We start from the raw sequence: 6,933 nt of genomic DNA on the forward strand, positions 1-6,933 counted from the left end.
GGAAATATGGGCGACGAAACGAAAAATTCGTCGCGTCGCCCTGTCCTTAATACGTCGCGCGGAGCGACAGGCCGAAGCGGCGATCGTTCAACTGATACTGAAGCGGTGCCGATGGCGTGCCGATGTAGAGCACGTTCATCCGGTTGTTCAGGTTCACGACGTCGGCCGATACCGCGATATGTTCGTTCAGATTGACGCTGACCGATGCATCGAGCGATGCATAGGGCTTGGCGAACTGGCCCTGGCCGTTGGCACCGCTGCCCGTCGTCTGTTCGAGATAGCTCGACCGGCCGTTATAGGCGAGGCGGGCGGTGATCGGCCCCTTTTCGTACAGCCCGATCAAATTGTAGCTATGCTTCGACAGCTTTTCGAGCGGCAGCGTGGAGGGCAGGTTGTTGCTCGACGACGAGAACGGGTTTTCGACGTTCGAGTCGACATAGGTATAGTTCGCCTGAATGCCGAAACCGCTCAGCAGGCCCGGCAGGAAGTCGAAGAACTGCTGATAGCCCGCTTCGAGGCCCTTCACCGTCCCGTCGCCCGAATTGAGCGTCGAGTTCACGTTATATTGACGTCCGCCATAGGTGCCGATGAACCGTCCGCTCGACAGGAAGCCGTTGACCTTCTTGTAGAACAGGCCGGCGGTCAGCGAACCGGTCGGCGCGAAATACCATTCGGCGGTCAGGTCGAAATTGTCCGATTTGATCGGACGCAGGAACGGGTTGCCCGAATTGGCAAAGGGCAGACCGTTGTTCGGATCGACCTGGTTCGGGTTCTGCAGTGTGACGTTGGTCGACAGCACGTCGAAGTTCGGCCGCGCCACGCCCTTCGAATAGGCGAAGCGCATCTGGAACGTGTCGGTCAGCCGGGCCCGGATGTTCACGCTGGGCAGAACGTTGGTATATTCGTTGCCCAGCGAGATCGGGCTGAAGGTGCCGTCGACATTGAACTGCGTGCCGACCGACGTGGTGCGCGTCTTGACGATCCGCACACCGGCACCGCCGTCGAACCGGATGCTGCCGAGTGCGAATTCATAATCGGCGATACCCCAGGCGGTATAGGTCTTTTCGGTCTGGCGATTGAGGTCGCCCGGTGTGAAGGCATCCTTCGTCTGCGCACCGAACAGGGCGTACAGCGCCTTGGTCTGTTCCCACACGCCATCGCCGGCCGGGAACGCGGGGTACAGGATGCCGCCGGTGACGGTATTGCCGTCGAACCAGTTCTTCGACGGCCCCTTCATCGCGAGCTGCGGGAAACGGGTCAGCGGGATCAGCGCCGCGCCGGCCGGCACGTTGCTCGCCCCCGGTGCATAGTCGCGGAACAGGCCGACGCCGTTCCACGTACCGCGCAGATCGATGCCATTGTCCGAATAGCGGGCACCGCCACGCAGCTTCTTCAGGAAGCCGCCTTCGACATCATATTCGATGTCATAGGCAAGCGCGAGCGTGTCGGCGTCGTTGCGCTGAAGCGAGTCGGCGATGAACGGCAGCGTATAGTTCGCCGGGTTGTTCAGCACCGACGGATCGGTAACGTCCCAGCGCGGATATTTGCCGCGCAGATCGAACACTACGGTCGACGGATGCGGCGCGAGGGTGCCGCCATATTGGCCGGTCGCGTTCTGGTTCGTCCGATTGTACAGCGACAGCACATGGCCGTTGCGATCGGCGTTGTAATAGGACGTCAGATACTGGACGTCGAAATTGACCTTCGCCCGGTCGGTCGCCTGCCAGCCGACATTGAAGGTGTAGTTCTGGCTGGCACTCCACAGTTCCTGATCGAAACGACCGGTCTCGAAAGTCTGCGGCGACAGCGAACCGCTGGTCGCATAGCCATCCTTGTTGAAGGTGAACGCCGCGCCGGCGGTCGGCAGCGTGTTGTACTGGGTCACCTGCCCTGCGGAATTATACTGGTTTCCCGGCAGGTTGTTGAAATCATAATAATATGCGCCGGTCCGGTTGAACCAGTATTTGCTGCCCTGATACTGTGCGGTGACCAATACGGTATCGCTCGCCTGCCACTGTACCGCGGCGGCGATGCCGAAGCGCCTGCGATCGCCGGTATCGTCATAGACTTCGAAACCATAGGGAATCTGCGCGTTGCTCGGCGCATTCGCGATCGACCCGGGCCGTGCCTCGCCGAACGGACCGGCAAGCAGGCCGTCCTGGCGATAATGGCTTTTCGAATAGACCGCGTTCACCAGCAGGCCGATTTCACCGATGCTGGTATCGTAGCGGTTGCTGTACAGGCCCGAGAACGCATAGCCCGGCTTGTCGACGCGGTCGTAATAATTGCCGCGGGCGGTCATGCTGATGACCTGACCCGTCGAATCGAACGGCCGGCGGGTGCGCAGGTTGACCGCGCCACCGACGCCACCTTCGATAATATTGGCCGGCGCGTTCTTGTACACGTCGATGCCGGAGAGCAGTTCGGGCGGAATGCCTTCGAGGTCGAAGGCGCGACCGCCCGACGCCGAATACACGGCGCGGCCGTCGAGGAAGTTCTGCACCTGGGTCAGGCCGCGCACGGTCACGGCCGGCTGTGTCCGATGATCGAAGTCTGTCGCGCCCTCACCATAGCGGCGCTGGATCTGCACGCCGGTGATCCGCTGCAACGCTTCGGTGGTGTTGACGTCGGGCAGCTTGCCGATGTCCTGCGCGCTGACCGAATCGACGATCTGGTTGGAATTCTGCTTGATGGCCTGCGCCGATCGCAACGACGCACGGACCCCGGTGACGACGATATCCTGACCATCGCCCGCCGCCGCATCGCCGGTCGTCTCGGCCGCCGTCTGTGCCGATGCTGCGGCGGCGAACCCGCCGACGGTCATCAACGAAACGCTCGCCAAGAGGGCGTGCCTGATGGTCCTCATAATGCCTCTCCCCATATATGACTCTGAATCGAGCCTTGTCTGACATATTACCGTATAATATTTGCCTGACAATATGGAATCGAGCGGCTCGACGCAGCTTTGCCTTCACGGCTATGCTGGAGCAAAGCGGGGGAGGGGGACCATGGTTCTGCGCAACGGCGGACAGCCGGCCAACGTCGTATTGGCCCGCCGGATGGGCGTGGCGATCGTCACCGGCCGCCACGAACCGGGCAGTTATCTACCCGGCGAAATCGATCTCGCCGAGAGTTTCAACGTGTCGCGCAGCGTCATCCGCGAGTCGCTGCGGATGCTGGCAGCCAAAGGGCTGGTCGAAAGCCGCCCCAAGGCGGGCACCCGCGTTCGCGAGCGGCAGGAATGGAACCTGCTCGACCCCGAACTCTTGGGCTGGATGTTCGAAGGCGAGCCGCCGTCGCTGGCGTTCGTGCGCAGCCTGTTTCAGCTTCGCATGATCGTCGAGCCCGCAGCGGCGGAATTGGCGGCGGTTTCGCGCACGGCGCGCCAGTTGACGCGGATGGGCCACGCGCTCGAAGAAATGGCGCGGCTCGGCCTCGACAGCGAGGCGGGGCAGGCGGCCGATCAGAGTTTCCATGCCATCATCCTCGAAGCGACCGGCAATGAATTGTTGGTCAGCCTGTCCGGCAGCATCGCCGCGGCAGTGCGTTGGACCACGCTTTTCAAATATCGGGCCGGCACGCCGCGCGACCCGGTGATGGAACATCAGGCGCTGTTCGACATGATCGCCCGCAGCGACGGCGCGGGCGCGCGCGCGGCGACCGAATTTCTGGTCGATCTGGCGCGGCAGGACACCGAACGTGCGATGGTAATATGTCTGGCAAATGACGAATAGCGGTACGAGCATGATAAAGATTCGTTACTGAACCGTACCGAAATAGACAGATTGTCGCACAAGGAAGCGACGACGGTACCCTCGTACTTTATGGCCCGAGCCCGGCCGTAGCAGGGGCGGGGGGTGGTATGGCCGCGCAGCGAGCGCCGCTGCTCGGGTTAACCAAACATGTGCTCAGCAGCGTGGATGATTGACGGATTTTCAGACCGGATCAGGTCTGACGGTGACACGCGCTTTGCCACGACCAAGGCGGCGTGGATTCGGGCGTTGTAAGAACCGGCCCACGACATCTTGTTGGCCGAGATGCTCCGGCGCGCGCCCGTCGGAGCGCGCATACCGGCCTGTCCTACCTGCGCTCGAACAGGCGCTACACGACCGACGGTCAATGCGAACCGGCAACCCCGGCGCGGTTCATAACGCCGTATTCACATCCACCAGCTCGACCTCGTGCATGAGATTCAGATAGGCATCGAAATAAGGTTTGTGCGCCGCGCCGACGATGGTCAGCACGCGTGCGCCGGGCTGCTGGGCGAAGGTCGCGCGGATGTTGGCGACCATCCGCAGGTTCCGTATTTCCCACCAACTGACATATTGCCGGCCCCAAAGTTCGGGCGTGCGATCCTTCAGCGCCCGCCCGAAGTCGCCCTCGATCCCGCCGATCTGGATGTCGACGCGATTGTTCAGCCGGAAGGTGGCGAGCATGTCCGCCGGGCTTTCATACGCTTCTGCGTTCAGCTTTTCGACGTTCGGTCCGGGGGTCGACCATAGCCGCTGGATCGCCTTACCGAACGCCTGCTCCTCGCTCATCGCGCCATCGGCAGTGTGATCGTCGATCGGGTACACCCGTTCGAGGCCGAGCCGGGCCGCGAGCGCCGCACCAATCTGATAATTCTCGTTGGCGCTCGCCATCAAGGTGCCGAGCCGTTTGACCAGCGCTTCGTTGAGGCCGTCGCCGTCATGGCGTTCGCCCGGATCGAGCCGCAGCCACTGAACGAGCGCCGACGCCGGCTCGCCGCCCGCCAGAAACACGCTGGCGAGCCGACGGCGCGCGGCCGGCGTCGGACGTTCCGGCCACGCCGCCAGCATCGCGGCGGCCTGCGACGTCGCCTGCGGCACGTCGAGGCCGGTCGCCATGCGCGCATCGTCGACGGTCGGACAATATTGGCCGGCCACGCCCGGATAGGTCGCGGGATAACGGCGCAACTGATCGCATTCCTGACCGGACAGTGCCTCGATCGTGATGATCGATGGCTTGTAGGCCGCGAGGCGGTCGAGCAGCAATCCCATCCATTCCGGCTTGAAGCCGGGCAGGTTTTTCAAATGCGTCGAGGCGAGGACCATGACCCGCGTCGGGGGACCGGCCACGTCGCGTTTCCACGACGTGGGATCGAAGACCGGTTTTTGCTGGGCCGCCGCATTGGTGGTCCAGAGCAACATGGCCGCCGCAACGATGCCCCGAACCGGTTTGCCCCGCATCACCGGCGCGTCCAGGTCGTCGTGGCCGTGTCGGATGCCTTGGTCAGCCGGCTGCGTGCCTTGGCGTCGGACAGGGCATAGGCGCGCAGGAAATCGGTGCTGATCGCGGCAGCGCCGGCGAAATGGGTGTCGGCGGGACGCCCGATAAACTCGTGATCGGCCCCGGCATAGACGACGCCGAACTTGTCATCGGCCGGCGCAGACTGGACCGGCAACAGATGATCGTGCCAGTCGGTCACCAGTCCCGGTACGACGTCGCGATCACCGGTGACGAGCAGCATCGGAACGCGGTCGCCCGCATAGGCGTCGGGTCCGATCAGGCCGGGGATCCGTCCGGGTGACGAGAAGCCGAGCACCGCCTTGACGCTCGGATCACGGAAATTGCCGAGCGACGCCAGCCCGCCGCCGAGGCACAGCGCAGTCAGCGTTCCGAAGCTGTGCCCCGCCGCGACGACCGGTCGTCCCGGCCACGTCTTTGCCGCATAGGCGCTGGCGGCGCGGAGATCGGCGATCCGTTCGCCGAAGCTTGCTTCGCGACTGAACTTCTCCCGATCGGGATAGTGCATCGAGTCCACATGCACCGGCGCGATCACCGCAAACCCCGCCTTCTGCCATGCCGAAACGATCGCGTCGTAGCGCTCGGGCCACGAGCCATGTCCCGTCGAGAACAGAACGACGCCTTTGACCTGCTTCGGCACCCAGGTGACGAGACTGGTCGCGCGCGTGGCCGAAACCGTCAGCGGTACCGTGGCGTTGGGCTGCGCTGCTGCGGGCGTCGCCATCGCAAACGATAGCAACCCCGCGGCCCGGGCGAATGTCGAACGATCCATGATTTTCCCCCGGGCGCTATGCCGAATAGTATTTATCATACAGTAAGGCTTTGCTCTGTCCACCCTCGCAGGTGGCGATGGCGAAACGTGCAATGTGCAACGAGCCGGGACAGAAGCGAAGCAACCATCGGGACCGACGTGCCGCCGTCACCATCAGGAACGAAGCGGTCGATCGATCCGCCCACAAGGAGATCAGCCGATGTTCATCATCCGGAGTGGTTCAGGGGCTCTGACTATTTTTCATCGTCGCTGGTGTCGCCACCGCAGCCGGCGCGCTGAGCCAGCCGAAGCTGGCGTTCCTCGCAGCGAGCATCGGCCTGTTCGCCACGGCAGCGGTAAATTGGTTCGTCAGCAAACGGATGAACACGACACCGCCGCGCCAATTGGTCGATCCCGCGACCGGCGAGCGTCTGGGAATGACTCCGACGCACAAGCTGTTCTGGATACGGATAGAATATTGCTCAATCCCGATGGCGCTGCTCGCCTTCGTCGTGCTGCTGGCGCTTCTCGGTGCGCTCGATGACTGACTAACGCGGCCCATGATCGGCGCGGTCCTGTGTGGCGCTGCTGCCGCCTGCGGTAATCTGTGCAGTTGTGTTGCGCAGTGGTCGACACGCCGAAGCGCAGGCGGGCACATTCCGGCCCGGCCAATGTAAGTCTGCATACGCTTTCCGCGGTCCTGCTAACGATGGACGAGGCGCAGGGTTGTGTCGGGAATGCCCGGCTGCAAGGCAATTTCGGCTCACGCTACGGCGAGTTGGGTTGCCCGAGCGCGACACGGCGCGCTGTCCGCGTTGCAATGTTGTTGTCGCTTTCGAGGTGCCCGTGACGCACAAGCGGCAGCTGCTGACGACGGGGTCGGTTCGTGGCGCAACCCCGGGTCTGTCGGGCCA

At 63.2% G+C, this 6,933-nt stretch carries 5 protein-coding genes; 2 read left to right on the plus strand and 3 right to left on the minus strand.

Going from position 1 to position 6,933, the window contains the following annotated elements; translation table 11 throughout:
- Positions 1-46 precede the first annotated feature (46 nt).
- Positions 47-2,866, minus strand: coding sequence for a TonB-dependent receptor (locus ASE50_RS07075; RefSeq protein WP_082438864.1), 2,820 nt, complete (start codon positions 2,864-2,866; stop codon positions 47-49).
- Positions 2,867-3,008: 142 nt separating this feature from the next.
- Here ASE50_RS07075 and ASE50_RS07080 point away from each other — a divergent pair, with 142 nt between their 5' ends.
- Positions 3,009-3,734, plus strand: coding sequence for a FadR/GntR family transcriptional regulator (locus ASE50_RS07080; protein ID WP_056397635.1), 726 nt, complete (start codon positions 3,009-3,011; stop codon positions 3,732-3,734).
- 411 nt (positions 3,735-4,145) lie between these two features.
- Here the strand turns inward: ASE50_RS07080 and ASE50_RS07085 are convergent, their stop codons facing one another.
- Both ASE50_RS07085 and ASE50_RS07090 read right to left on the minus strand, forming a co-directional pair.
- The gene (locus ASE50_RS07085; RefSeq protein WP_156347413.1) at positions 4,146-5,171 is read right to left on the minus strand and encodes a DUF5694 domain-containing protein; all 1,026 of its coding nucleotides are present in this window, start codon (positions 5,169-5,171) and stop codon (positions 4,146-4,148) included.
- A gap of 38 nt (positions 5,172-5,209) precedes the next feature.
- The gene (locus ASE50_RS07090) at positions 5,210-5,992 is read right to left on the minus strand and encodes an alpha/beta hydrolase family protein (RefSeq protein WP_162236175.1); all 783 of its coding nucleotides are present in this window, start codon (positions 5,990-5,992) and stop codon (positions 5,210-5,212) included.
- A gap of 407 nt (positions 5,993-6,399) precedes the next feature.
- On the opposite strand from ASE50_RS07090, the gene ASE50_RS18710 reads away from it, so the two are divergent.
- The gene (locus tag ASE50_RS18710) at positions 6,400-6,567 is read left to right on the plus strand and encodes a hypothetical protein (protein ID WP_156347415.1); all 168 of its coding nucleotides are present in this window, start codon (positions 6,400-6,402) and stop codon (positions 6,565-6,567) included.
- Positions 6,568-6,933: the final 366 nt, after the last annotated feature.

Origin of the sequence: Sphingomonas sp. Leaf5, assembly GCF_001421155.1 — a bacterium.
Classification (GTDB): Bacteria; Pseudomonadota; Alphaproteobacteria; order Sphingomonadales; family Sphingomonadaceae; genus Sphingomonas.

Excerpts from the sequence above, each read along its gene's own strand:
- ASE50_RS07075 (WP_082438864.1), bottom strand. The coding sequence starts at position 2,866 with ATGAGGACCATCAGGCACGCCCTCTTGGCGAGCGTTTCGTTGATGACC.
- ASE50_RS07080 (WP_056397635.1), top strand. The coding sequence starts at position 3,009 with ATGGTTCTGCGCAACGGCGGACAGCCGGCCAACGTCGTATTGGCCCGC.
- ASE50_RS07085 (WP_156347413.1), bottom strand. The coding sequence starts at position 5,171 with ATGTTGCTCTGGACCACCAATGCGGCGGCCCAGCAAAAACCGGTCTTC.
- ASE50_RS07090 (WP_162236175.1), bottom strand. The coding sequence starts at position 5,992 with ATGGCGACGCCCGCAGCAGCGCAGCCCAACGCCACGGTACCGCTGACG.
- ASE50_RS18710 (WP_156347415.1), top strand. The coding sequence starts at position 6,400 with ATGAACACGACACCGCCGCGCCAATTGGTCGATCCCGCGACCGGCGAG.